This window comes from Bradyrhizobium sp. SZCCHNRI1009, from assembly GCF_032487575.1.
Taxonomy (GTDB): Bacteria; Pseudomonadota; Alphaproteobacteria; order Rhizobiales; family Xanthobacteraceae; genus Bradyrhizobium.
The window spans coordinates 140,577-164,198 of record NZ_JAUEUL010000001.1 but is presented as its reverse complement, the minus strand read 5'-3'; the positions used below and the strand labels follow the sequence as shown (position 1 = coordinate 164,198).

26 protein-coding genes, 1 tRNA gene and 1 pseudogene are annotated in these 23,622 nt (G+C 65.7%); 13 read left to right on the top strand and 15 right to left on the bottom strand.

Annotation, left to right across the window (positions count from 1 at the left end):
- Positions 1-39 precede the first annotated feature (39 nt).
- Complete coding sequence (locus tag QX010_RS00810; RefSeq protein ID WP_315801025.1) at positions 40-501, bottom strand: hypothetical protein; 462 nt, start codon at positions 499-501, stop codon at positions 40-42.
- A 369-nt stretch (positions 502-870) separates the two neighbouring features.
- On the opposite strand from QX010_RS00810, the gene QX010_RS00805 reads away from it, so the two are divergent.
- Positions 871-1,335, top strand: a complete 465-nt coding sequence (locus QX010_RS00805) for a hypothetical protein (protein WP_316177037.1) — start codon at positions 871-873, stop codon at positions 1,333-1,335.
- A 193-nt stretch (positions 1,336-1,528) separates the two neighbouring features.
- Positions 1,529-1,603: transfer RNA gene (locus QX010_RS00800), tRNA-Thr, on the top strand.
- 53 nt (positions 1,604-1,656) lie between these two features.
- Here the strand turns inward: QX010_RS00800 and QX010_RS00795 are convergent.
- The 3 genes and pseudogenes from QX010_RS00795 to QX010_RS00785 form a co-directional block, all read right to left on the bottom strand.
- Complete coding sequence (locus QX010_RS00795) at positions 1,657-2,253, bottom strand: DUF2147 domain-containing protein (RefSeq protein ID WP_316177035.1); 597 nt, start codon at positions 2,251-2,253, stop codon at positions 1,657-1,659.
- A gap of 94 nt (positions 2,254-2,347) precedes the next feature.
- A pseudogene (locus QX010_RS00790) lies at positions 2,348-2,893 on the bottom strand (DUF3313 domain-containing protein); the annotation flags it as partial.
- A 210-nt stretch (positions 2,894-3,103) separates the two neighbouring features.
- Positions 3,104-3,691 (bottom strand): TetR/AcrR family transcriptional regulator, encoded by a 588-nt coding sequence (locus QX010_RS00785; protein WP_316177033.1) that lies wholly within the window; start codon positions 3,689-3,691, stop codon positions 3,104-3,106.
- 319 nt (positions 3,692-4,010) lie between these two features.
- On the opposite strand from QX010_RS00785, the gene QX010_RS00780 reads away from it, so the two are divergent.
- The gene (locus QX010_RS00780; protein WP_316177031.1) at positions 4,011-4,523 is read left to right on the top strand and encodes a hypothetical protein; all 513 of its coding nucleotides are present in this window, start codon (positions 4,011-4,013) and stop codon (positions 4,521-4,523) included.
- Between the two features lie 67 nt (positions 4,524-4,590).
- Here QX010_RS00780 and QX010_RS00775 read toward each other — a convergent pair whose 3' ends face one another.
- Positions 4,591-4,698, bottom strand: a complete 108-nt coding sequence (locus tag QX010_RS00775) for a hypothetical protein (RefSeq protein ID WP_041750859.1) — start codon at positions 4,696-4,698, stop codon at positions 4,591-4,593.
- Positions 4,699-4,878: 180 nt separating this feature from the next.
- On the opposite strand from QX010_RS00775, the gene QX010_RS00770 reads away from it, so the two are divergent.
- Positions 4,879-5,124: a hypothetical protein gene (locus QX010_RS00770; protein ID WP_315801031.1), complete on the top strand. Its 246-nt coding sequence runs from the start codon at positions 4,879-4,881 to the stop codon at positions 5,122-5,124.
- Positions 5,125-5,351: 227 nt separating this feature from the next.
- On the opposite strand, the gene QX010_RS00765 is transcribed toward QX010_RS00770, so the two are convergent.
- The 4 genes from QX010_RS00765 to QX010_RS00750 form a co-directional block, all read right to left on the bottom strand.
- Positions 5,352-5,591 carry a DUF6719 family protein gene (locus QX010_RS00765; protein ID WP_315737532.1) on the bottom strand — a complete coding sequence of 80 codons (240 nt, stop codon included), beginning with the start codon at positions 5,589-5,591 and terminating at the stop codon, positions 5,352-5,354.
- 218 nt (positions 5,592-5,809) lie between these two features.
- Positions 5,810-6,523, bottom strand: a complete 714-nt coding sequence (locus QX010_RS00760) for a porin family protein (RefSeq protein WP_316177029.1) — start codon at positions 6,521-6,523, stop codon at positions 5,810-5,812.
- 283 nt (positions 6,524-6,806) lie between these two features.
- Positions 6,807-7,253 carry a hypothetical protein gene (locus QX010_RS00755; RefSeq protein ID WP_316177027.1) on the bottom strand — a complete coding sequence of 149 codons (447 nt, stop codon included), beginning with the start codon at positions 7,251-7,253 and terminating at the stop codon, positions 6,807-6,809.
- A 161-nt stretch (positions 7,254-7,414) separates the two neighbouring features.
- Positions 7,415-7,756 (bottom strand): hypothetical protein, encoded by a 342-nt coding sequence (locus QX010_RS00750; RefSeq protein WP_316177025.1) that lies wholly within the window; start codon positions 7,754-7,756, stop codon positions 7,415-7,417.
- Between the two features lie 290 nt (positions 7,757-8,046).
- Here QX010_RS00750 and QX010_RS00745 point away from each other — a divergent pair, with 290 nt between their 5' ends.
- The gene (locus QX010_RS00745; protein WP_315801035.1) at positions 8,047-8,592 is read left to right on the top strand and encodes a tetratricopeptide repeat protein; all 546 of its coding nucleotides are present in this window, start codon (positions 8,047-8,049) and stop codon (positions 8,590-8,592) included.
- Between the two features lie 146 nt (positions 8,593-8,738).
- Positions 8,739-10,127, top strand: coding sequence for a serine hydrolase domain-containing protein (locus QX010_RS00740; protein WP_316177023.1), 1,389 nt, complete (start codon positions 8,739-8,741; stop codon positions 10,125-10,127).
- Between the two features lie 107 nt (positions 10,128-10,234).
- Here QX010_RS00740 and QX010_RS00735 read toward each other — a convergent pair whose 3' ends face one another.
- Complete coding sequence (locus QX010_RS00735) at positions 10,235-11,806, bottom strand: S10 family serine carboxypeptidase-like protein (RefSeq protein ID WP_316177021.1); 1,572 nt, start codon at positions 11,804-11,806, stop codon at positions 10,235-10,237.
- Between the two features lie 238 nt (positions 11,807-12,044).
- Here QX010_RS00735 and QX010_RS00730 point away from each other — a divergent pair, with 238 nt between their 5' ends.
- The 5 genes from QX010_RS00730 (at position 12,045) to QX010_RS00710 (ending at position 17,213) form a co-directional block, all read left to right on the top strand.
- Complete coding sequence (locus QX010_RS00730; RefSeq protein ID WP_315801038.1) at positions 12,045-12,728, top strand: hypothetical protein; 684 nt, start codon at positions 12,045-12,047, stop codon at positions 12,726-12,728.
- 18 nt (positions 12,729-12,746) lie between these two features.
- A complete protein-coding gene (locus QX010_RS00725) occupies positions 12,747-14,894 on the top strand; it encodes an adenylate/guanylate cyclase domain-containing protein (protein WP_316177019.1) in 2,148 nt (715 codons plus the stop codon).
- A gap of 161 nt (positions 14,895-15,055) precedes the next feature.
- Positions 15,056-15,835 (top strand): NAD kinase, encoded by a 780-nt coding sequence (locus tag QX010_RS00720; protein WP_315714654.1) that lies wholly within the window; start codon positions 15,056-15,058, stop codon positions 15,833-15,835.
- Positions 15,836-15,958: 123 nt separating this feature from the next.
- Entirely contained in the window at positions 15,959-16,504 is a 546-nt protein-coding gene (locus QX010_RS00715) for a response regulator (protein ID WP_172107934.1), read from the top strand.
- Positions 16,505-16,628: 124 nt separating this feature from the next.
- A complete protein-coding gene (locus tag QX010_RS00710; RefSeq protein WP_315801040.1) occupies positions 16,629-17,213 on the top strand; it encodes an Hpt domain-containing protein in 585 nt (194 codons plus the stop codon).
- 170 nt (positions 17,214-17,383) lie between these two features.
- Here QX010_RS00710 and QX010_RS00705 read toward each other — a convergent pair whose 3' ends face one another.
- From QX010_RS00705 to folE, 4 genes are all read right to left on the bottom strand, one after another.
- Positions 17,384-18,559 carry a DUF2336 domain-containing protein gene (locus QX010_RS00705; protein ID WP_315801041.1) on the bottom strand — a complete coding sequence of 392 codons (1,176 nt, stop codon included), beginning with the start codon at positions 18,557-18,559 and terminating at the stop codon, positions 17,384-17,386.
- A gap of 289 nt (positions 18,560-18,848) precedes the next feature.
- Positions 18,849-19,874 (bottom strand): transglycosylase SLT domain-containing protein, encoded by a 1,026-nt coding sequence (locus tag QX010_RS00700; RefSeq protein WP_316177016.1) that lies wholly within the window; start codon positions 19,872-19,874, stop codon positions 18,849-18,851.
- A 149-nt stretch (positions 19,875-20,023) separates the two neighbouring features.
- Entirely contained in the window at positions 20,024-20,449 is a 426-nt protein-coding gene (gene hisI / locus QX010_RS00695) for a phosphoribosyl-AMP cyclohydrolase (protein ID WP_315801043.1), read from the bottom strand.
- A gap of 27 nt (positions 20,450-20,476) precedes the next feature.
- Entirely contained in the window at positions 20,477-21,184 is a 708-nt protein-coding gene (gene folE / locus QX010_RS00690; RefSeq protein WP_315801044.1) for a GTP cyclohydrolase I FolE, read from the bottom strand.
- Positions 21,185-21,411: 227 nt separating this feature from the next.
- Here folE and QX010_RS00685 point away from each other — a divergent pair, with 227 nt between their 5' ends.
- The gene (locus QX010_RS00685) at positions 21,412-21,873 is read left to right on the top strand and encodes an iron-sulfur cluster assembly scaffold protein (RefSeq protein WP_315801045.1); all 462 of its coding nucleotides are present in this window, start codon (positions 21,412-21,414) and stop codon (positions 21,871-21,873) included.
- A gap of 134 nt (positions 21,874-22,007) precedes the next feature.
- Here QX010_RS00685 and QX010_RS00680 read toward each other — a convergent pair whose 3' ends face one another.
- Positions 22,008-22,901, bottom strand: a complete 894-nt coding sequence (locus QX010_RS00680; RefSeq protein ID WP_315801046.1) for a hypothetical protein — start codon at positions 22,899-22,901, stop codon at positions 22,008-22,010.
- Positions 22,902-23,163: 262 nt separating this feature from the next.
- Between QX010_RS00680 and yidD the strand changes: the two genes are divergently transcribed.
- Positions 23,164-23,514 (top strand): membrane protein insertion efficiency factor YidD, encoded by a 351-nt coding sequence (gene yidD, locus QX010_RS00675; protein ID WP_315801047.1) that lies wholly within the window; start codon positions 23,164-23,166, stop codon positions 23,512-23,514.
- Positions 23,515-23,622 lie beyond the last annotated feature (108 nt).

The window sequence follows — 23,622 nt, the reverse complement described above, 5'->3', positions numbered from 1 at the left end:
TGTCTTGCTTGTGTTTGGCTGTCGATGGTGAGTTGCTCGCTAGCGGCGGTAGGCCGGCGGCCGATTGGGATAGCCGCGTGGATCACCATCGGGCGGAGCCAGGATGACGGCAGGCGGATACATCGGCACCGCCGGCTCCGGCGGCTGCATCTGGGATTGAGCGCCCCACGAGCGGGAATAGCTCTCGGCGGGCTTCGGCAGCTTGCGATCGGCCGGCGGCTCGATCTCCATCCGGCCATAGCCGGGCCTCGCTCCGAGGGTCGGATAGTAATGGCCGACATATGGCTCGGGCGGGACCGTGCGGCCGCCATAGATCGTGGGCTGCATGTATTGACCCTTGCCGAGACTGGACTGGCCTTCGACGACAGCATAGGAGGCATCAATGCCGTCGATGACGACGGGCACGCCGGGTCGCTGGGGAATGACGATCTCGAAGCCTTCGCTCGCGAGCGCGGCGGAAGAGGTCCCGATCACAATCACAAAAGCCGTTGCAATACGCATGAATTCACGCCCCGGTTGCCGTCCTACAAATACCGCAACGCGCGCCCTGATGGGTTAAACGCGCACATCAATCTGCCGGTAAGACTAACGCGCGAGCCATCATTCCGGGTTAAAGCTCCGGTCGGGTTCACGCGTGAGGGTTAATGCCTGATCATCAGCCCGCGCGGTCGCGACCATCGTGCGCAGCCCAATCGTGGATGTCACCAGCCCGACGGCTCCCTCAACCGCCCGGCGTGCCGCTACCCCGCACGCGACGATCGCGATCAGTGTCGACAACGCGCACCGCCGGCCGTCGTGAAAAACGGCGTGACCGCGGAACGTCAGCGGCCGGAGGAACTTAGGAGTTGGGGCGCAACGACGGAGTCATCCATGATCAGATCTGCAATTCTCGGGGCTGCTGTTCTCGCGACCGCGCTGGCCGGCCCGGCCATGGCGCGCGACATGCACCACCGCCACCACATGGCCCGCCACGACGGCGCGATGATGCAGCAGCAGCGCGCCGACGCCGGCTGGACCAACAATGGCTGGAACAACGACTGGAATCGCCGCGGCACCGGCTTCTGGCCGGCTGACGTCGCGGCGGGTGCCGTGGGGGCCGCCGCAGGTGTTGCTGGCGCAGCCATCGGAACCGCCGGCGCCATCGCCACCGCGCCGTTCCGCACCGCCGACGCCTATGCCTACGGTCCCGGCCCCTCTTACGGCCAACCGAGCTATGATCGCGGCCCGAACGGCTACTATGGCGACTGGAACAGTTACGCGACCCGCAACGGCCTGGTCTGCCGCCCCGGCACCATGTTCAAGGGCAGCGACGGGCTGATGCACATCTGCCAGTAAAGATCGAGCCGGAGCGGCTTCGACGATCGGCTCCGACAGGGGCGGCCCAACGGCCGCCCTTTTTGCTGGGCTGATGGGAGAAGCGGCGCTCACGCGGGGAGTAGCCGGACTGCATCAACTCTGGTAGGAACACCGCGCTTCGCGAGACCTCGTCGCAAACTGACGACGAGATCTGCGCCACCAATGTGCCTTCGCCGGCTTAGCTCAGCGGTAGAGCAGCGGTTTTGTAAACCGAAGGTCGGGGGTTCAATCCCCTCAGCCGGCACCAGCTTCCGTGCAGTTGGGATTTGCTGCGGCAATGGCTGTCACCGGCTTTAGGCGTCAATTCGCCCTCGTCCTGACGGCTGGCTTGGCGATGCCGCTCGCCGACGGCGGCCTGGGCGCAGTCCACTCTGGATCCGGCAACGGCCCGCCGCCCTCGCCGGTCGCTCCGATGAGTTGGCCGGGCACCTGATCAGTGACCAACGCCCAACCTTGCGTCGCGCAGAACAGCCCGAGCAGACAGCCCTTGACCGCCAGAATCTTCGGGCCATCGCGCCAGATCGAGACAGCATAGGTCTTGCCGTCCTCGGCGTTGTAGACCTCGCCGCTGTGGCGGCCGTCGGCGTTCAGCTTCAGGCCGAGCAGCATCTGGTGGCCGAGCAGCCGACGGCCGCGCCTGGCCGGATCGGGATTCAGCCGGTCGCGGAACGGCTGCCCCTTGGCATCCGCCACCTCCTTCATCCAGACGATGTAGCCGCAGACGCGGTCGGCCATCGCGCCACAGCGCTCGATGCGGACGCGGGCGCGGCCGTCCTCGGTCAACCATGTGCCGACCGGATCGCCGACGGGAGCGGCGTGACCACGGCCCTCCGCCATCGACAGCAGCAGACTGACGACGATGCGCAACCCGACGCGCAGAACGAATCTCAATGTCATGTCCAGGGACCTCATTGTCTCCATGGCCTCGAGCCACGCGCTCGTCCGATGCGGTGCCATCTGCCCGCGCGGCGCGATCGTTCGCACGGCCCGCTCACTGGAGCTGTGCGACCAGGGCCTCGGCGCCCTTATCGATTCCGGCCTCGGCGGCCGCGAGCGCACCAACGCTGGCTTTGATGTCGTAGGGCGAGGGATATTGCTTGCTGACGAAGGCGCTAAGCAGCCGCCCGCTCGCGGCATCGAAAATCTCCGCCGCATAGAACACCGAGCCGGTCAGTAGTCCTTCTCCGTCGCGTGCACTCTGCACGCCGTTGTAGACGGCTCCGGCGAGATCGAAGCGGGAGGCGATGCCGAGCACCGGCGTGTTGGCGACGGCGCCGGTCAGGGTCAGCCGCAGGCGCAGGGTATTCGGCCCACGCTGATGGACGATCTGGAAGCGTGTCGAGAGACTTTCCAGGAAACGCTGCTGCATGTAGGCGGCAAGCGCAGCCTTGTCCCGATCGGACATGTCGCCGAACTGGTGATCCGCGCCGCGATAGATCACGACCGGATCGAGTGTCACCTTGTCGTAGCTGCGCCAGTCGGCGGCAGCCGCGTAGCGGTAAGGCACCCGGCCCGAGGGATCGGATGTGTTGGGCGCCCCTTCTCCACGACTGCGGCGCCGCTGCCAGCGCCTCACATGATCATCTTTATAAACCGACTAGACGGTTTGTAAATAGCAAATCGAATGAGAAGGAATGCGCGATCGACAGGGACTTCCGGCGGCATCGAGCGCCATCGGACGCAAGCCAGCCCGACTTCGCTCAGATTGAACCGTCCAAGGCTGGAGATGGCGCCGAGCTCGAGGGTGTCACCGCTCCCCGGTCGTCCCGGCCTGCCGGAATGCAGTCCATTGCTGGTCGTCGAGCAGGCGGGCAAACAGACGGTCCAGGTCCGGCTGCTCCAGCGGCGAGACGCGCAGCATCGTCATCAAGGCAAGCCCACGTGCCGCCGCCCATCGCAGAACCGCGAGATCGGCGTCATCGGCCTCGCCGCGGATCTCGGCTACTCTCTCGGCATCCTTGGCACGGGCATCGGCCAGCAATCCCGGCTCCTGGGCGAGCGCCCCGAGCATGGCCTGCGCCACCGAATATTGCTGTGCGATCAGCTCCCGCGAGATCGCGATCTGCGTCGCGAGCTCGGGCTGATCAGCCGCTTTGCCGGCTTCAGCCCTGTACCTGCTGGCGAATTCGTCGAAATGCAGGAATTGCTGTTCCAGCAGAGCCTTGAGCACCGCTTCCTTGTTGGGAAACTGGTGCATCAGGCCGCCCTTGCTCAGCCCGCTCTCGCGGGCGATGGCGTCGAGCGTCAGCCGCCCCGGACCATCGCGGGCGATGATGGTGAGGGCGGCGGTGAGCGCGGCCTTGCGCGACCGCTCGGAGCGTGAAGGGTTGTCCATCGAAGACTGCGAAGTGCCCGGACGGTGCACGAAGGTTGCGAGCAGATGATCCCCGAAGTCCGGGGCGGCTCGGTCATAGGGGCGAGCCGCCCTCCTCTGTCAAGAAGAGCTCCGGAAAAACCCGCCGCTTAGGAACCATTTGTACGCGACTGGATTTCCGGTATCGCCTTTCGCGGGTGGGGACGAAACGGGTTCACACTGTGGCAATATTGTTGTCACATCTCACCTAGAACTCCTGCTTATCCCCAGAAGTCACTGGTCTTCAACTTGATTTCGTCAGCCGCTTTTGTTGCAATTGAGGCATCGGGGGACAAGCGTCATGACGTGGAAGGAAGAGCGTGATGCGCTGATCGCGCAGACCATGGCCTTCGTGCAGTCGGTCACCGGCAAGCCCGCCGACTTCGCCCAGTTCGAGCTGCCGACCGTTCCGGTCGGCACCCCCATCACACCGCAGCAGGCCGTGGCCGGTCGCCCGACGCATGCCGCTGTCGAGCACGTGATGGCCAACACCGTCGAAACCGAGACACGTCGCGGCGGCAACGTGCAAGTTGAGATCCCCGATGCTGTGGGGGAGCCTGCAAGGCCGAGAGCGCCCGACGCCGTCGCGTCCGAGGCTTTGTTCGCCACCGCGAGCCCGGTCCCTGCGGAGCGTTTCACAAGCATCGCCTCGCAGCTCGATCTCCAGCGCGACATGCAGGCGGAGATTCGCGCCCGCGTCGCGCGCTTCCGGGCCCATCAGGAGCGCTTCAATCGGGAGCGTCAGGAATATTTCAGCGCGACACTCGCGCGCCTGAAAGCATCGGCCGGACGGAGCGCCCTCCCTGAGGACTAAAGGCGACCGCGCCAAGTATCTAAAATGGCCGAGGGTGCACAAACGTATCCGCAATCGACACGCCGGCTCACAGCCAGGCGCACAGCAGCGCCACATTGGCGACGAAGGCGAGCAGCAGCCCAAAGGCGAGCGTCAGCTGGATCCGCCCGCAGAAGATGTGGAGATCGGTTCCCATGGGCTTAACCATCTGGCGATTCTAGCCCCGGAGTCCCACGGATTCTTTTTTCAAAAATTTAGGACTCGTTTACGACTCGGCCGCCCGAAAAGGCCCCTTTCCTGCCTCAGGCGCGCCAGTGTCTCGCTGCACGTGCCGTTCATTCTCGGTTCATCCTTCGCTTCTCCGGAGCTGTTTGGAATGCCCTACGCGCTGTTTTGCAACGACGCCAAGTTGAGCAAGGCCTATCCGACCGAGGGAGACGTCTGGAGGCTGGCGCGGCAGAGTGGGCTGGTGGTGGACGTGATGATCAATGCGCGATCGACCGCGCATCTGCAGCTCGACAATGATTACGAGATCCGGCCCTGCGCCGCCGAGCCCGAGGAAGATCCCTGGCAGAACCGTGTCGAAGCCGAGCAGGAGTTCAACATCCCGTTCGCATCCTGAGCGGCTGCGGCGGGAAGCGCGCCTTGGATGATACCATAGGCTCTATGCACGGCTGATCCCCGAGCCTCGGCGTGCCCAGACCGAAGCCGCCGGCAGAAGACATTCACGCATTCATGCCCGTCCGCTCCCGCGGACGACTTGCCTTGATCAAGGATTTTTCGACAGACAGACCCGCGATCAGCGGGCAGCCGGAGCTGCCCGCTGGAAGGTCGCCATGAAGCCCGTTCTCAGGGCGTCGCCGTCGCCAGCGATACCGTTTCGGCCGGAAGGGCGACACATGCGCGCTTGCGGCTGACGCCGCGGATCGCGCCGGTCACCTTCAGCACCTTGCCCGACGGGCAGGACGCGGTTTGCACCAGCGCCACCTCGTAGGGGGCCAGCATCAACGGTTCGGACTTCAGGACGGTCTGGGCGGAGCACGGCAAAACAGCCGCCGACAACAACAGCACGGACACCAAGATACGCATGTGGGATGATCCATCAAACCGGCGGACTGATAATATCAACTGATGGCGAAAGTTTCACGAAGGTTTGAAAATTTTTTCGCACCGCGTGAGCGTCCTCGAAACCATCGCCGGCCACCCGCCGGACAGCAACACGCCCGCACCAGACGGCGCGGGCGTGTTGGAATTGAGGCGCGATACGCTCGACCCGGAAGCCGTCGGCCAGGGGCTCGCGACCTCGCTTAGTACTTGCTGGCGGCCGGCCCGCCCCAGCCGAAGCGGTAGTTCACGCCGACCTTGACCGTATGCTCGTCGCTGTTGAAGCGGCTGCCCACGACCGGAGCCGGTCCGCCCGTGAAGGTCGTATTGCCGAAATTGTAGTACTGGTATTCAGTCTTGGCCGACCAGTTCGGCGCGAACATGTATTCGAGGCCGGCGCCGACGGTGTAGCCGTCCTTGGTATTGCCGGACGTGGTGAAGCCCGTCGGCACGCCGGCGACGCTCACCCCGAGATTGTTGCCGTCCCGCCAGGCGTAACCGCCCTTGGCATAGAGCAACGCCGGTCCCCAGGTGTAGCCGAGACGGCCGGTGACCGAGCCGAGCTGGTTGGCGCCGGTCGAGGTCACAACCGTCGCCCCCGGGAAGCCGAAATTGGTCGTGTTGCGGTCCATCCAGCTGTACTGGGCCTCGATGCCGAGCACCCAGTTCGGGGCAAACTGGTAGTCGAAGCCACCCTGCACGCCGCCGAGAAAGCGCCCGTTGTTGCCTTCCAGGCTGTTGTTGCCCGCGAAGGCGCCGCCGAGGTGACCACCGAGATAGAAGCCGGTCCAGTTGTAGATCGCCTGAGGGGGCGTGTAGACCGGCGCCTTGGTGTAGGTGCGCGGAGGCATGTCGGCGGCGAAAGCCGGGGCAGCCAAGGTGGTCAAGGCCACTGCACTGATCAAAAACCGCTTCATGGGACGTCCCCGTTATTCGTTTGCGACATCTATCGAACATCATGGCCGCATTTGGGTTGCCCGGTGGCGGTGACGCAGCTGTGATTGCTGCTGCGGTGTCACCAGAGGGCAACAAAGGCCTTTTGTTCCATAGGCTTCCCGAATATTTCGTGAAGCTGACGCCTCGCCCGACATTTGGTCGCCGCAAGGCGACAAAGCGTTCGGCCCGTCCCTGATTTGTGATCGGACGAACCGCTTGGCAAGGCGCTGCGACGACGTGGCAGGCCGTCGAAAACGCCGCGGCCTAACGCGTGAGGCCGGCCAGCTCCGGGAATGGCGTGTAGGTCGACCCGGCGCAGAGCTCGCCGGCATCCTCGACCAGGCGGTCGAACCGGCCGTCGACGAACACCGCCGCCCGCTCCTGCGCCGGACGGTAGCTGCCGTCGGACTCGCGCGCCGCATAGCGGAGACAGCTCACATAACGCAGCCGGCCACCGACCGCCCGTTGCACCGGCTCCGCCATGACGCCGTCGCGCACCCCGACCGGATTGTTCAGGTAGGTCCTCAGATAGGACAGGATCTCGCTGCGGTGGTTGGTCGGAAACGGCTGGCTGCCGACGCCACGATCACCGGTATAGGCGATGCCGCGATTGTCCTCGCTCATGAACGCGGCCGGACCGCCGCTCGCGCAGCCGGCCAACAGCAGCGCCAGCGCTGTCGCCGGCCACCAGCTCGATCTCCCCATCCCCACGGCGCCCAACTCTTGCAATCCAATCCCGCGGTCGTTCTAGCTCAAAGCCGACACCCGGGAAATCCGTCCCGGCTCACGCCTTCGTCAAGCCGCGACCGCCGGAGCGCTCTGGCGCTCCGGCGGTCGACGATCAGATCTGGCTTGGCCAGGCCGTGGCCGGATCAGCCGCGGCGGGTCGCCGGCGTCACGCGCTTGAGGCTCACCTTGTTGTGATGGCTGAGATGCGCGACGTGGCGATGCTTGTGGCGGACAAGCGAGGCATGCGGCTTGGTCTTCGTCTTGCCGACGGTGGGCTTCATCTCGTTGGGCTTGTCGCCGGCCTGCATCGCGCCCGGCTTGGTGGCGTCGGTCTTGGCCGCATCGGTCTTGCTCACATCGGTCTTCGCGGTGCCAGTGGTCTGGCTGGACTTCGCGGACGTATCGGTTTTTGCAGGACCAGCGGCGAACGCGGGCGCAGCCAGGATCGACGCGGCGAGCAGCGCAACAGACATTGACTTCAGCATGGTCATCTCCGTGATGTGAAGATCTGGAGGCACCATCCAGTCCGGATAGGCTCGTGATCATGGAGACGACGATAGGGAACCGGCACTGAACCCACCCTGAAGTAAAGCGGTGTTTTCAGTTCATGGACATGAAGGGATAGTCATCGAGGTGACTGGTCTGTCATCATGTCGTCCGTATAATGCACCGATCGCGGCGCAAAATCCGCGCAAATGGCCGGGAATATTTCGCAGCTGCGGGAGTTCTTCTCCGTACGCAGTCACCTGTTGGATCGACAACTCGGGAGATACGAATGAAAAAGTCTGCGATCAGGATTGCCACGCTGGCTCTGTTCTCGATGGCCGTGGCCTCCGGGCCGCTGCTTCTGTCGAAGGCCTATGCCGCGGGCAGCGATACCCCGTCTGCGCCGCCGGCGTCGGATTCGGGCAAGAAGAAGAAGGACAAGAGCTCGAGCATCGAAGATCCGAAGTTCCTGGCGGCCTATCGCACGGCCTACACCTCGATCTATGATCGCGGCGACTACACCACCGCGATCCAGCAGCTCAAGGCGCTGAACCGCGAGGACGTCGCCGACGTCGCCAACCTGATCGGCTACTCCTACCGCAAGCTCGGCAACTACCAGGCCTCCAAGCAGTACTACGAGCAGGCCCTGGCGGATGATCCGAACCACGTGCGCACCTGGCAGTATTACGGCCTGTGGCAGCTCGAACAGGGCAACCGCGAGCAGGCCAAGTACCACCTCGACAAGGTCGCACAGCTCGCCGGCACCAACAGCCCCGAATATCGTTCGCTGGCCGACGCGCTGGAGAAACAGCCGGGCACCGGCCTCGTCTACTGACGACGCGATCGGAGCAGCTCTGATCTCGACAGTGGCGCAACCCGAAAGGGTTGCGCCATTTTCGTTTGTCCCATGCCCTTCGTCCGCTAAGGATAGGATGTCTCGCAGTTCATTTTCATCACGTCTTTTGGACAGGAGATTGCCTCGTGGAGCCCTGGCTTGGCGCAGCACTCGATTACATCAAGGATTGGCTGGCCTTTCAGGTCGCGGTCTCCGAGCAGCCCGGCTGCATCCTTGCGATCGCCCATCGCGGTGAGATCGTCCTGGAGGCGGCCTACGGCCACGCCAATCTCGACAGCGGCGAGAAGCTGACGCCGCGGCACCGCTTCCGCATCGCCTCGCACACCAAGGCGTTCACCGCCGCAGCCCTCATGCGCCTGCGCGAGCAGAAGCGGTTGAAGCTCGACGACACCGTCGGACAATACGTCAAGGATCTGCATCCGGACGTCGCCGCGGCCACGCTGAACCAGCTGCTGTCGCACACGGCGGGCCTGATCCGCGACGGCAAGGATTCCGGCCAGTTCACCGACGGCCGCTCCTATCTCGACAAGGATGAGCTGCTGGCCGAGCTGAAGCTGCCGCCGGCGATCGATCCCAACAGCCGCTTCAAATATTCCAACCACGGCTACGGCCTGCTCGGCCTGGTCATCGAGGCGATCACCGGCGAGCCCTACCCGACCTGGCTGCAGCGCGAGATCATGACGCCGCTGGCCTTGCGTGAAAGCGCGCCGGACATGACGCTGCTTGGCAAGGGCATCCCGTTCGCGCGCGGCCATTCGCGCATCGTCCCCGTGGGCCGCCGTGTCGTGATTCCCGGCGACAATCCGACCAACGCGATCATGGCCGCCGCCGGTGTGGTCGCCACGGCGGCCGACACCGCCCGCTTCTTCGCCCAGCTCGCCCCGAATGCGAAGAAGAGCCTGCTGTCGGTCGCGAGCCGGCGCGAGATGATCCGGCGGCAATGGCGCGTGCCCCAGGACGTCGAAGAGGCCTATTACGGCCTGGCGCTCATGAGCGGGACGACCGCCGGCTTCGACTGGTTCGGCCATGGCGGCGGCTTTCAGGGCTACATCTCACGCACCTCAGTCATTCCCGCGCGCGACATCACGATCACCGTGCTGACCAATGCCGTCGACGGCTGGGCGCCCGGCTGGGCCAATGGCGTCAAGTTCATCCTGCAGGCCTTCGCCACCCATGGCGCACCGTCGCGCAGGACGCGCGATTGGACCGGCCGCTGGTGGACGCTGTGGGGCGCCGTCGATCTCGTCCCGTTCGGCGAGAGGGTCATGGTCGCCAATCCGGTGTTCATCAACCCGTTCCTCGATGCCGCCCGCATCGAGGTGACCGGACGCGATACCGGGCGCATCGTGCACGCGGCCGGCTATGCCAGCCATGGCGAGGCGGTCAGGCGAGTCCGCACCAAGTCCGGCGTCAGCGAGATCTGGCTCGCGGGCGCACGGGTGCGGCCCGAACGCGTGGTGAAGGCCGAGATGGAGCGGAAATATCCGAAAGGGCGCCGGAAGAAGGACGCGTAGGCGCAAACATGGTGCGTAGCCCGGGTGAGCGCAGCGATACGCGGGTTCTCGCACCCAGCTCGTGTGAACCCGGATATTGCTGCGCTCATCCGGGCTACTTGCTTGGCCTACTTCATCAGCGCCTCGGCCTCGCCGCGGAAGGCTTTGCGCGCGTCGTCGCGGGAATAGAACATGTGCCCGCCGGGATAGACCACGAGCTTGACCCGCGGCGGCCGCGCGAAGGCGGGCAGCTGGTCGAGCAGGATCTTCGAGCCGTAGTACGGCGTGGCGAGATCGAACAGGCCGTGGCCGACCAGCAGCTTGAGCTTGGGATCGAGCGCGAGGATCTGCCGGAGCTCGGCGGTGGACTCCGGCGGGCTGGTGCCGCGGCCGAAATCCCATGACCGGTTCACGGCTCCGCTCAGCAGCTCATAGGAGCCCTCGGGGCGCCAGTTCAGCTTGCGCGTCGTCAGCTCGACCGCCGCGCTGGTCAGCGGCGCGGTCAGCACGTCGCCCGATGGATCGGAGCTGCGTGACCGGCTGGAATCCGGATACGGATCGATGCCGAGGACGGAGCCGTCATAGCGGCCGGTGATGCGGCCGTTCTTGCGGTCGAACTCACGGCGAAACTCCGAGACGTCGAAGCGGCCGGCCAGCCTGCGGCTGACCGCCTGGTCGATGCCGGTCAGGCTCGCGACCTTGTCGGCGAGCCGATTGGTTGCTTCCACATCGGCCTCGCCCTTGACGAGGTCGAGCAGGAACTCGCCGCTGGCGTAACGCTCGACGTCGGCAAGATCGGCGCGGGTCACCGGCCCCTTCAACTGCTTGGCGACGGCGGCATAGCTCGGCAGGCTCGCGACATATTGCATCAGGCTCGAGCCGGAATAGTCGCGAAAATCCATCAGCGGCGACAGCAGGATCAGGCCGCTGATGCCGATGCCCTGGTCATGCTGCAGGTTGTTGACGATCTTCGGACCGCGAATGCCGCCATAGCTCTCAGCCGTGATGAACTTGGGCGATGCGAGACGGTCGTGCTTCTCCAGCCAGCGACGCACCACGAGCGACAGCGAACGCACGTCGCCATCGACCGAGAAGAACCGTTTGCGCACCTCGTCGCCGGTCGCGACGAAACGGCTGTAGCCGGTCCCGACGGGATCGATGAACACGAGATCGGTAAAGTCGAGCCAGGTGTCTGCATTCGGCATCAGCTCCGGCTTCGACGAGGGCGTCACGCTGGCCGCATCGATACCGATCCGCCACGGACCGGCATTGCCGAGCTGCAGATAGGCGGATGAGGCGCCAGGGCCGCCGTTGAAGAAGAAGGTCACCGGGCGGTTGGCGCGATCGGCGCCATCGAGCTGATAGGAGGTGTAGGCGATGTCGGCCTGCGGCTCGCTCTTGTCGTCGAACAGGCGGATCGAACCGGCAGTCGCCGTGAACGACAGCGTGCGGCCGGGCAGTTCGAGCTTCTGCGTCGTGGTGGAGTCCGGCGGCAGCTTGTGCTGCTCGGCGGTCGATGCTGAGCCGGGCGGGCTCGCGGCGCGATTTCCAGCCGAGCCGGTGCGATGTGACCCCGGCGCCGCGGCGTCCTGCGCCGCCGGTGGCGCGTCCTCGGCGTGCAAGGCCGGCCCGGCGAGCACTGCCGTCAAGGCCAACGCCATCAGTCCCGGCCACGCGACGGACGATCTCAAACCTGCCATCAGCTCACTCCCTCGACCAGGCGATTGGCGTAACTCGCCATTTCTGCAAGCGCATGAACCGCGGCTTGGGAGCAAGCTCAAGCAACTCTTCCGTGATCCAGGTCACATCAGCACCCGTGCCTGGTCCCCTCAGGTGTGTTATGGGCTCGAACCTCTCCAGCGCTTCCGACGTCCCATCACCGGGACACCCAGGTTTGGGACAAGAGGCGCGCCGCCGATCGCGATCACGGAGTTCATCATGAAGTTGCCGACGCTCATCATCGCAGCCCTCACCGGGCTCGCCGGACCGGTCGTGATTGGACCGCCGGCGGCCTGGGCCGGCCCGCCGGCGGCGCTGGTCGAGGACGTCCAGGGGGATGTGGCCGGCGCCGAGCTGATGGACTATGTGGCGCCCGGCCAGGTGATCAAGCTTGGCCCAGATGGCGCCGTGGTGATGAGCTACCTCAAATCGTGCCGGCGCGAGACGGTCAACGGCGCCGGCAGCGTCACCGTGGGACCCGGCGAAAGCACGGTCGACGGCGCGACGCTCAAGAGCGACATCGTCAATTGCGACGCCAGCCACGCACAGGCCACCTCGCGCGAGACCAGCGAGGTCGCGGCCACGATCGTGCGCAGCGTCGGACCGGACAGCGCACCGGTGGCCCAGGCGATCATCTACAGCGCGTCGCCCATCTTCGAGGCCAAGGGCCGCGGCACGCTGGTCGTCGAGCGCCTCGACCAGCCCGGCGAGCGCCAGCAGGTCGAGCTCTCGGGCCGGCAATACAAGGGACGATTCTACGATTTCGCCGGCACCAGCCACCCGCTCACGCCCGGCGGGACCTATGTTGCGAGCTTCAGCAACGCGCGGATCGTGTTCAAGGTCGACGCACAGGCCAAGGCGGGGCCTGGACCCGCGGTCGGGCGATTGATCCGGTTCAACTGAGACCGAAGGCTTTTATCGGTGGCGGTCGGACGCCGGACGCGCGACGCCATTGCCGTCATCGCCATCGCGCTGGCGTGCGCGGGCCTGTTCGTGTCGCCCGTCTTCGAGCGCGGCCGCGGCCTGTCGCTGGATGCGCTGACATGGCTGCGCTTCGAGATCTTCGGCAACCGTCACGATGCGGCGGCGAGTCCGGCGGTGGTGATCGCGGTCGACGAGGAGAGCTACCAGGCGCCCCCCTTCAAGGGCGCGCCGCTGTTGACCTGGACCGGCGAGATCGGCCGCGTGATGACGGCGGTCCTCGACGGCGGCGCCAAGGTGGTCGGCTTCGACATCGTGTTCCAGACATCGATCGAGCAGTCGGAGATTCCGCTCGGCGACAGCACCCTCGGCGAGAAGACGCGCGGCTTCGATCGCGACTTCCTGCGCGCGCTCGCTGCCGCGGCCGCCGGCGGCAAGGTGGTGCTGGGCGAGATCTTTGCCGAGCCGCCGATCCTGCCCGCGCCCGGCCAGCGCATCGCGGTGCGCCAGCAGCAGAATCTTCGTCCGCTCAACACCTATACTGACAGCGACGATGTCGTCCGCCGCCATCCGCTGACGCTATCGGTCGACGGCAAGGCAGTCCCGAGCATGGCGCTGGAACTGGCGGGGCGCGCAACCGGCACCGCGCCGCTCATTGCCGCTGACGGCGTCACACTCGGTGCGTACAAGGTGCCCGGCAGCGTGCCGAGCACCATGACCCTGAATTTTGCCGGCGGCGCCCAGGACATTCCGACCTACTCGTTCGCCGACTTGCGCGCCTGCGCGCTGAAAGGCGACAAGGACTATTTCCGCCGCGAGTTCGCCGGCAAGGTCGTCCTGCTCGGCACCGTCGGGATCGAGGATCGGCGGCTCACCTCGAAGCGCTTCGCAACCCGTGCCGAGGGCGCGCGGCGGCCGCGCTGCGTGCTGGACGAGCGCAGGATCGCCGAGACGTTCGCCCGCAGCACCATTGCCGGCGTCTACATCCACGCCACGGCGGTGAACAATCTGGTGCGGCAGGACGCGGCAACCGAACTCGGACGCCCTGCGATCTACGCCATCGCCGCAACCATCGCGCTGCTTGCCGCGCTGCTCGCCCGACTGCTGCGGCCCGCCTCCGCAGCGGCCATCCTGGCCGTGGCCGCCCTGCTCTACACCGTGCTCGCAACCGCTCTCTTCGACCATGCCTACGCGCTGCCCCTGGCGGAGCCGCTCGCAGCGGGCGTGCTCGCGCTGGCAGCGACCACCGGCTATCGCTTCATGGTCACCGACAAGGACCGCAGGCTGCTGCAGAAGAGCTTTGCCTATTACCTCGCACCGCACGAGATCGACCGCATGCTCGCTTCGCGCCGGCTGCCGCAACTCGGCGGCGAGACCCGCGAGGTCACCGTGTTCTTCTCCGACATCGAGGGCTTCTCGCGCCTCGCCGAGCAGATGACGCCGGAGCAGCTCATGGCCCTCACCAACGAATATCTCTCGGCCATGACCGACGTCATCGAAAGCCACGACGGCTATGTCGACAAATATATCGGCGACTCCGTGGTCGCCGTGTTCGGCGCTCCGCTCGACGATCCCGATCATGCGCGCAGCGCGGCGCGCGCGGCGCTCGACTGCAAGGCGAAGCTCGCCGAGCTCAACAATACGTCGACGGCGTTCCAGGGCATCAAGGTGGCACAGCGCATCGGCATCAACAGCGGCGCCGCGCTGGTCGGCAATTTCGGCTCGCAGCGCCGCTTCAACTATTCCGTGATGAGCGACGCCGTGAACGTCGCCTCGCGGCTCGAGGGCGCCAACAAGTTCTATGGCACCACGATCATCGCCTCCGAGAGCACGGTCGCGCTCGCCGGCACCGAGTTCGCCTGGCGCGAGCTCGACACCATCCGGGTCAAGGGTCGCGAGCAGTCGCTGAAGATCTACGAGCTGCATGGCCGCGCAGCCGAGCTCAGGCCGGAGGAACAGGTCCTCCTGACCGGCTATGCCACAGGCCTTGCGCATTGGCGCGCCCGCGAGCTGCCGCAAGCGGCCGACTGCTTCGCGCGGGGTGCACCGAGCGATCCTCCGAGCCGCTTCTTCGCCGAGCGGGCGAAAGCAACCCTGCGGACCGGCTCCTCGTCCTGGGATCCCGTGCGCAGCCTGCAGGAAAAATGACGCCCCGATGACTTCCGCGCGTGCGCGTATGTCCTGGCCACATCAGCCTCATCCCGGCCCCATTGCCCCAGGATACCGGCCGCGATGGACAAGCACGGGCAAGGTCGGCTAGACGACACGGCGCCTGTTACCGGCCAACCGACCAGCGAGCCCTGCGACGCATGACCACGTCCAAGCGATATGAGCGGATCGCCTTCGTTGCGAGTCCGAGTGCCGAGGCCCAGGCCGCGCTGACGCAGCTCTCCGCGCTCTATGGCAACTCCGATCCGGACCTGGCGGACGTCGTGGTCGCGCTCGGCGGCGACGGCCTGATGCTGCAGACGCTGCACGACCACATGCGCTCGGGCAAGCCGATCTACGGCATGCATCGCGGCACGGTCGGCTTCCTGATGAACGAATTCAGCACGATCGATCTGCATGGACGGCTCGAAGCGGCACAGGAATCGGTGATTCATCCGCTGCTGATGCGGGCGACGGATGCTGCGGGCGTCGTTCACATCCACCACGCCATCAACGAGGTCTACCTGTTCCGCCAGACGGCACAGACCGCGCGGCTGCGCATCCTGATCGATGAGCGCGAGCGCATGCCGGAGCTGATCGCCGACGGCGTGCTCGTCGCGACGCCCGCGGGCTCCACCGCCTATAATCTCTCCGTGCAGGGCCCGATCCTGCCGATCAACGCCGCGCTGCTGGCGCTGACGCCGATCAGCGCGTTCCGGCCGCGGCGCTGGCGCGGCGCCCTGCTGCCGAACACCGCCTATGTGATCATCGAGGTGCTCGAAGGCGACAAGCGGCCGGTCGCGGCGGTGGCCGACCATGACGAGGTCCGCAACGTCCAGCGGGTCGAGGTGCTCTCCGACAAGACGATCTCGATGCGGATGCTGTTCGACGCCGGCCACAGCCTGGAAGAGCGGATCCTGAGCGAGCAGTTCGGCTACTGACATCTCGGTTGTCCGCGCCTTTTTGCGCCTCAGCCGCCCCGCGCAACGCTTTGTTAACCCGCGGCTCCGTATGGTTAATGCGCGTTGACCACCTTCACCGGTGATCCCTCCGGGCCGGCCCAAATGTATCGCATCGACTTCAACAAGCTGCGCTTTCTCGTCTGCGACGACAACCCGCACATGCGCCGCATCCTGCGCACATTGCTGCATTCGTTCGGCGCCCGCGAGGTCAACGAGGCCGAGGACGGCGCGACCGCTCTCGAGATGTACACTCATTTCTCGCCTGATATCGTCATCACCGACTGGGCAATGCCGATCTTCGACGGCCTCGAGCTCGCGCAGATGATCCGGCAGCCGGAAGCCAAGGGCAATCCCTACGCGCCGATCATCATGCTGACAGGGCATTCGGAGAAGCGCCGGGTCACCGTCGCGCGCGACGCCGGCGTGACGGAATTCCTCGCCAAGCCGATCTCGGCCAAAGGCCTGTATCAGCGCATCCTCAACGTGGTCGCCAATCCGCGCCCCTTCATCAAGACAAAGACCTATTTCGGCCCGGACCGGCGCCGCAACACCAACACGGCCTATATCGGGCCCGAGCGCCGGATCGGCGGCGAGGCGGAGATTTTCCAGCAGCCGTCACTTCTGGATAAAGCGCGCTCCGCAGTTTAGGGGCACGGCAGTGAGCCGGCGTTAACGCAATCCGGGGATCGGCGCCCAGCGCTCCAAGCTCCTCGGATATGAATCGGGGCGATGCGTCGAAGTGCGCTGGTCGGCATCATCAGGGGATATCGAGATGGCAAAAGACAAGACCCCGGCGATCCAAGTCAAGACCTACGCCTCGCATCACGTCATCACCCAGCCCAATCCGCTGAAGAAGGTGCTGCGTCGCGCCGAAGAGAAGGATCTCGACGATCCGATCGCGCGTGCCGAAGCCGCGCTCGAAGGGCTGTCCGGCGAGTTCAAGTCGTGGATGGACACCGAGGCCGATCGCCTGACGAAAGCCTATGCAGCAGTCCTCAAGACCGGCTTCGACGACGATGCCTGCGAGGAGATGTTCCGCGCGGCACACGACATCAAGGGCGACGCCGCGACCTTCGGCTATCCCGCCGCCGCCGAGGTTGCCGACAGCCTTTGCCGGATCATCGAGCACGCGCCGGATCTCGAAAAGGTCCCGGCCGAGCTGTTCGAGCATCACGTCAACGCGATCCAGGCGATCGTGCATGATCATACGAAGTATGACAGCGCGACGGTCGCAGGCGAACTGAGCCGCCGGCTGCGCCGCGTGGCGGACGACTATCTGATCCAGGTCAACCGCAACCGGCCGGAGCATCTCGAAGCGATCCTGGCGCCGAGCCTCGTGCCGAGCGATCAGCCGTAATCGGATGGCGATCACGTAGGATGGGCAAAGCGCCGCCGCAAAGCGGCGGTCGCGTGCCCATCATGGATCGGCAGTCTTTGCAGCAAGTCGGTGGGCACGACGCCCCCGCGCGCTCGAACGTGGCAATATCTGCGACGCGCCTTTGCCTACCCTACGGCAGCGCACACGGTTCACGCCGCGATCAGTCCGAACTCCAGCCCGGCGACGAAATCCTCGGCCATCACCTCGTCGCAGAACTCACGGGCCTCGTCGCGCGCGGATTCGGTGGCGAAGCGGCGCAGCAGGATCAAGAGCGGCGCCGCCGCGTCGCGGTCGGTGGCGCAATGGGTGAGCACGCGCTCCACCATCTTGCGGCGCAGGATCGCTGCCCCGCTCAAGGTGTCGGCAAAGCCGTTCTCGCGGCAGACCTCGAGCGCGATGCTGAAGGCGTCGAAGGTGGTGTCGGGAATGCCCGCCTTGCGCAGCAGCCCCTGCAGGCTGGCGCGGCCGCGATCGTTGAGCAGCGCCGCCACCCGCGCCCGTGGCATGTCGGCGAGCTCCGACAGCGCGATCTCGAACAATTCGACATTGCCGGAGAGCAGCGCGCGCAGGATCAGACCCGCGGTGAGTTGCGAGGTTGCGCGCAGATGCTGGACCAGCCCGCGCAGCTCCTCGCCGCGCGAGCGCGCCGCGATGGTGATGGTCGAGCGGTCGCGCGCCTCATTGGTGATGCGCCCTGCCCTGTCGGCGCTGAGCCAGTTCCTGGCGACCACGAACTGCGCCAGTGTCTCTGAGAGCTTGTCGACCAGCGCCGCGCGCGTCGCGGCCGGCAGATCGTCCAGCACCAGCATCGCTTCGCGGATGGCGGCGAGATGGCCGTGACGCTCGACGATGCGGTCCCAGGAAAACGGCGCCAGCTCGGCATAAGCATTCTCGATCAGCTCGAGCGCTGCAGCGGCGCTGCCGACCTCGGCGATCGCTGCGCACACCGGCGCCGGCAGGCCGACGCGGCGCGCGATCGCGCATTGGGTTTCGGAGTTACCAGTCGCGACGATGTCGACGAGGTCGGCATCGATCAGCAGCGGCGAATATTCGAGGATGATGGCGGCGACAGAAGCCTGGTCGGTGGCGAGCGCCTGGACGATGGCGGCCGGCGCCTCCTCCGAGCGGGCGAACACCTCCGCCATCGCCTGCCGCACCAGCGGCGACGGATCGTCCAACAGCATAAGGAGCGCGCCCTCCGCGGCGCCGCGATCCTCGTCGCAGAGATCCGACAACAACCACGCCCGCGCGAGCGCCCTGGTGGCCTCTGCCCGCTCACCGGCGGGTGCGGTTCTGACCCAACTGAGAAACTGCCGAACGATCATGGTCTTTCCGGCTTACGCAACTTGCAGACAAAGGCCACGAGGGCCTCAACAGCACCGAAAATAAACCACGACGCTTAACAAAGCGTTCACCATAAGTGGCTGGTTTTGTTGATATTTTGTTAAGGCGACAGGTTGTTTCTATACTATGATACCACTCAACGCCTCATTTGGCCGTAATCCGACGGGGGAAATGCGGCCGCCGCCGACGGTGCGAGCCGCGGCGGGACGTCAAAAATAGTTCTTTTTGATCAATGGTTCAGCGACGCGTGCGACCGCCTGCGCCGGCGCATCAGCCCGAGAAGGTGCCGTGCGGATCGCTGAACAGGTCGAGCCTGCGCTGACCATTACCGCTGGCATCGTTACTGCCGCTCTCCGGCGGGGTCGCGCTGGCAACCGATGAATGGCCCCACAACTCGCGCACGGTGGGCGAGACCGCCTGGCTCGACTGGCCGTCGACCTGGAAGAGCGAGCGAAACATCGGATCCGCCGGCCGACTGACCGCCGACGCGTCGGCCGTCGTCGAGGTGCCGGCCCGGGATGAGCCGCGCGCATCCGGAAACATCGACAGGAAGGTTGCGGTGTCGGTCGTCGGCAGCGCGCCGCCGCCGGCCGCATTGGCCGCGACATTCGTCCCACCGTAAAGTGCAAGCGCGCCCCGGGTGGCCGAGGAATTGGCGGCGCCGGCATAGCGCGTGTTCAGCACCGCATAGACCTGGGACACGCTGCGGGCTTGTCCGTCGCGATCGTAGAAGATCGGCCGGTTGGCCGCGGCGGCGCTGGGAAACATTCGCGCAGCCGATGCATTCGGCGTCTCCTGGGCGCTGGTGATCAGCTTCGCCGCGCCGCCGACGCCCATGAAGTGCGCCATATAGAGCTCGGAATCGGTCGGCCGGCGGCCGATCTTGCCGGTGAGCTGAAAGCTGTTCGATTGCGTGAGCGCAGCCGCCATGGCGGACGACGCCTGCGGGTCGTCGCGCAGCTTCATGATCGCCTGCCGCATGGCGGGATCGCTGACCGTGTAGTCGCCCGACGATGTCCGGGTGATCGCGTCGGCATATTGGCCGTAGCCGAGATCGGGGCCCGCTTCCTTCACCGTGCCGAGCCAGGTCTGGTCGATGAACTGGTAGAGCCCGCGCGCCGATGACGTCGAGGCGCCGGCGGTCGGATTGAAGTCGGACTCCATCTTGGCGGTCGACAGCAGATATTCGAAGCTGGTGCCGACGCTGTCGGCGGCCTGCTTGATCGCGCCGGCGACCTTCGCCCGGACGCCATCGAGGAAACCGGTGGACGAGGAGTTGGATGCGTCGACCGACATGGGAAGACCCGCTGTTTGCAGATTCGCTGGCAGACGAACGCGCCGGAAACGTCCGGCAAAATGCGGCGGTTATGGTTAATGGCGGGTTAATTCGCTGGGCCCGGCCGGGCCAATGAACGACAGGACAGACCCGGAGGAAGGTCGCTGGCCTACTTGCGATAGACCTCGGCCGGATCGAACAGCCGGTCGGCCTCGACAAACACCAGCCGCGCGCCCTCGCCCTCAGCCCGCTCCACCTTGCGATAGAAGCAGGAGTGGCGGCCGGTGTGACAGGCCGCGCCGGTCTGCTCGACGCGCAGCCAGACCGCGTCCTGGTCGCAATCGGTGCGCATCTCGACCACGCGCTGGGTCTGGCCCGAGCTCTCACCCTTGCGCCACAACGCATTGCGCGAGCGGCTGAAATACCAGGCTTCGCCGGTTGCCACCGTCTTGCGCAGCGCCTCCTCGTTCATGTGGGCGACCATCAGCACGTCGCCGCTCACGGCGTCCGTCGTCACGCACGTGACGAGGCCGGCCGCGTCGAACTTGGGCAGGAAGGCCAAGCCCTCCTCGCGCTCGACTGAGGATGAGGACACGAAACTCTCGCTAAGATGTTGCTGGTCTTACCGTTGCGGCGAGCGCACCATCGACAGGAAGCGCCCCTGCTCGGCCGGATTGTCCCTGAACATGCCGGTGAAGCGGCTGGTGAAGGTGATGGCGCCGTGCTTGGCGACGCCGCGCACCGACATGCAGGTGTGCTCGGCCTCGATCATGACAGCGACGCCGCGCGGCTTCAGCACCTCGTCGATCGCAGCCGCGATCTGGGCGGTCAGATGCTCCTGGGTCTGCAGGCGGCGGGCGAAGATGTCCGTCAGGCGCGCCAGCTTGGACAGGCCGACGACACGCTCGACCGGCGTATAGGCGATATGCGCGCGGCCGTAGAAGGGCATCATGTGATGCTCGCATTGCGACGTGAACTCGATGTCGCGAATCAGGACGAAGTCATCGTAGCCGGCGGTCTCGCCAAAGGTACGGTCGAGCACCTCGGCCGGGCACTGGTGATAGCCCTGGTACAGCTCGTCATAGGCCTCGACGACCCGGCGCGGCGTATCGACCAGCCCTTCGCGGGTCGGATCCTCGCCGATATAGTTCAGGAGCGTGTAAACCGCGGCCTCGGCTTCGGCGCGCGACGGCCGTGGCCGGTCCGGCCGCACGGCAGCAGCAAGAAAATCGGCAGGATCGAGCTCTGCAGCGCGGGGGTCGGTCAGCTTGGCGTCTAACGGCTTGCCCTCGGGCTTGGTGGTGCGCAGCGTCTTGATCAAAGTGTCCATCTCAACTCCGTTCGACCGGTCGGCGGTCCGACCGGAGTGTCACCGGCACAGCATCACCTTGAGGGCGTCACCTGCAGAGGCGCCACACGCAGGCTTGGCGCCTCTGGCGCCGGACGCCTGTGGATGTGGCTGGAATTCCTGCCAATCGTTTCCATATACTCGCAATATAGGGCGATGAAACCCGGCCGCCAAGGCCGCCACGCCGGTAATTCCGGGACGTCAGGCACATGCTGAACGACATCTACAACAAGCGCATCATCGAGCTGGCCGGCAACATTCCGCGGCTCGGACGGCTGGACCACCCGGACGCCACCGCCACCGCCCATTCCAAGCTCTGCGGCTCGACCGTCAAGGTCGACCTCAAGATGGATGGGCCCGTGGTGACCGACTTCGCCCACGACGTGAAAGCCTGCGCCCTCGGCCAGGCCTCCTCCTCGATCATGGCCCGCCACGTTATCGGTTCCAGCGCCGCGGAGCTGCGCGAGCTGCGGGAGACGGTCCGGAGGATGCTGAAGGAAAACGGCGCGCCGCCGGAGGGCAAATGGGCCGACATCGCCCTGCTCGAGCCCGTCCGGGATTACAAGGCCCGCCACGCCTCGACGATGCTGACCTTCGATGCCGTGGTCGATGCCATCGGCCAGATCGAGGCGAAGGCCAACGGCGCGGAGCCGGCCGCCGCCCAGGGCTGAGGCAACGCCGCTTCCCGCCCGCGCGAGCAGAATGACCGATCCGTAGCCCGCATGAGCGCGGCGACATGCGGGAGCAGTATTTCGACACGCCGATTCTTGGCGCGAGGCCCGGCTCACCCAGGCGACGTCGATGCCTATTGCTGTGGCGTCGCGGCGACGGTCGCGGGCGGCAACGCCTCGGCGGTACGCGACAGTTGCGCCTTGTCCAGCGCAACGGGGAAGCGGTCCTGCTGCTTGTCCTTGGCCTGCGGCTTCGGCGCGAGCTCGGCGACCGGTGTCGTGCCCTTCGGCGGCAGCACCTCGGCGATCAGATCCGTGGTCACGACATTGGTGAGCCGCAGTTCGGCGCGCGACAGCTCATGCAGGTCTTCCCACGGCGGCACGTTCAGCGCCAGCGACAGCAGATCGCCCGCTCCACCCATGTCGAAGGTGTATTTGGCGAGACGCCCGATGTCGCGCTCGACGATCATCAGGTCCTGCGCCGTGTAGCTCGCCGCCTTGGCGTCGTCGGCGCGGTCTCCCATCCAGATCTGGTGGACGCGGACATGGGCCGCATCCGGAACATAACGCGTGGTTCCGGCCAGCAGCAGGAACACGCACATCGACTCGCAATAGGCCTCGGGCATGACCCGCGGCCGATCACCCCCGCGGCTCGGGCGTTGGGTCATGCCGACGGTGGTGCGCATCTTCAAGCCGCGGAACCGGCGGCCCAAGGTGATCGCGTCATTGACGGAGCCGCCGCTGGAATCGAGCACCAGCGTGGTGCCAGTCAGGTCGCGATCCCTCGCGAAATCCTCGAAATCCTTCGGCGTATCGCCGGTGACGATCCCGACCGCGCTGACCCAGCCGCAATTCGGCTCGCAGGCGACCCAACCAAACCGCATCGGGAGTTTGCGCTCTTCGAGCGCGCCGCCGGCGCGCGCCGTGTTTGACATGATGGTGATCGCGCCACCGACCACCATCCCAAGCGCTGCAACACCGAGTAGCATCCAGCGCAATTCACGCGACCGCAGCAATCTCACGCGCAATCCGTCCCCCTCGTCAAGCTCGGTACGCAGTTCCTCGGTTTTCTTGCGGAAAGACCTGACAACTTGGCCTCAAATCCGTTATTAGTCTGTCACATCCTTGCCGAGAAACGTATCCGGGCAATCACCTACCGTCCAGCTGCGGCGTGCTGCGACGCCGCTGAAAACCGGCCATTGTTGCATCACATCACCACAAATGACCGAGAGCCGGGTTCCCTGCCGAGGAACCGGTCAGAAGCTCGCCCATCCATCTTGCATCGCGCTCATGAAGCACTCATGCTCTGACATCGGCTGCCATTCTGCGCACATCGGGTCGCTGCTGGCCCGACTCCCGCGGCGCGCTGCTCATGCGCTGATCTGGCTGTATCGCCACACATTGTCGCCACTGGTCGGCTACAATTGCCGGCATCTGCCGACCTGCTCGGTCTATGCCGATGAAGCCATCGAACGCTTCGGGCTCTGGGCGGGTGGGTGGATGACACTCGCTCGGCTGCTGCGCTGCCAGCCCTTTGGCACCTCGGGCATCGACAACGTCCCAACGACGGCTCCTGTGCGCGCCCGCTGGTACCTGCCGTGGCGCTACGCGCGATGGCGCGGCGTCAACGGTCCGGACTGATGTGCAGCGCAACAGACGCCTCGCCCGTCGATTGATCTGCAGCAAAAGGGCCTGGCGAAATCTGTAGTCAGGCTTATTCTTACGCCAAGAGCCGGCGCTCCCAGCAGG